General features: G+C 61.5%; 2 protein-coding genes. Both read left to right on the forward strand.

Annotated elements, in window-relative coordinates; translation table 11 throughout:
• Window positions 1–152 precede the first annotated feature (152 nt).
• Window positions 153–362 (forward strand): DUF982 domain-containing protein, encoded by a 210-nt coding sequence (locus NKH22_RS31460; RefSeq protein ID WP_023695080.1) that lies wholly within the window; start codon window positions 153–155, stop codon window positions 360–362.
• Between the two features lie 31 nt (window positions 363–393).
• The gene (locus NKH22_RS31465; RefSeq protein WP_023808480.1) at window positions 394–993 is read left to right on the forward strand and encodes an SOS response-associated peptidase; all 600 of its coding nucleotides are present in this window, start codon (window positions 394–396) and stop codon (window positions 991–993) included.
• Window positions 994–1,139 lie beyond the last annotated feature (146 nt).

Below are 1,139 nucleotides of genomic sequence, written 5' to 3' on the forward strand. Positions count from 1 at the left end.
GCGGGAATCAGGTGACGTGAACAATCACCAGCCTGCCATGACCGCCCCCTCTCAGCGAATTTGCAGAACTCTCAGCACACTACCTTCTTTCGTTTCTGGAACCATTTCAGTGCATGCCGAATTGACTCGCGATCGCGTTCGGGAGGCGAAGCATGCAAGACCAGCATTTCGATGAGCCGGTTCGGGTGGCGCTCGGCAGGTCCAGAAACACGATCTACAAGGTGGAGCGCGTGGCGCAGGCCGCCGACATCCTGATGAACCGCTGGCCCGCGAAGACGGGCCGCTATCACGTCGCCGCCCGCAAAGCCTGCCTCGGCGTTCTCGAAGGCCTGAAAGAGCCGCACTATGCCCGCGCTGCGTGAGGTAAACTGGCGGCCCGGTCCGGAGCCTTGCATGTGCAACGATTATGAGCAGCATATTCTCTGGGCGGAATATTGCCGGATGCTGGAGTCGCTGGCACTCGAGATCCCGACCCATCAGACCGAACTTGACCTGCCGCGGGTTGATAACATCTACATCAACGATCCAGCCCCGATCATGCGCGCCGCCGACGACACCGGCGTTGTTGAACTGACGTCGATGACGTTCGGATTTCCGCCGGCCGGCCCGAAAGGCGGACCAGTGTTCAACTTCCGCTCCGAAGGCCGGCAATTCGCCGGCAGCAAACGCTGCCTCGTGCCGGCATCCGCCTTCTTCGAGTTCACGGGCACGAAGTATCCGAAGGCCAAGCATCGCTTCACGCTCAACGGCTCGCCGTTCATGGCCATCGCGGGGCTTTGGCGTGAAGCTGCCGGCAACAAGCCGCCAACCTTCACCATGCTGACGACCGAGCCCGGACCGGATATTGCGCCCTATCACAGTCGGCAGGTCGTGGTGCTTCGGCCCGGCGATTGGGCGGCTTGGCTCAGTCTGACGAAGCCGGAAGCCGAACTGCTGCAGCCGCTTCCAGCCGGCTCGCTGGGCGTGGAGACCGTGCGCCCCGAAAGTTCATAATTCAGCTGCGCAGGCTTGCCGGCGCAGTCGGCGGGCCGAGATCAAGCATTTGTGTCTTCAGTGCCCTTCCCGAGAGATGGGTGACAGTTCATTCCGGAGACATGGGTTACACTTTCGGCCCTTTGCAAGGAGAGCAAGGTGCCTTG

The organism is Mesorhizobium sp. M1252 (assembly GCF_040318265.1).
Lineage (GTDB): Bacteria > Pseudomonadota > Alphaproteobacteria > Rhizobiales > Rhizobiaceae > Mesorhizobium.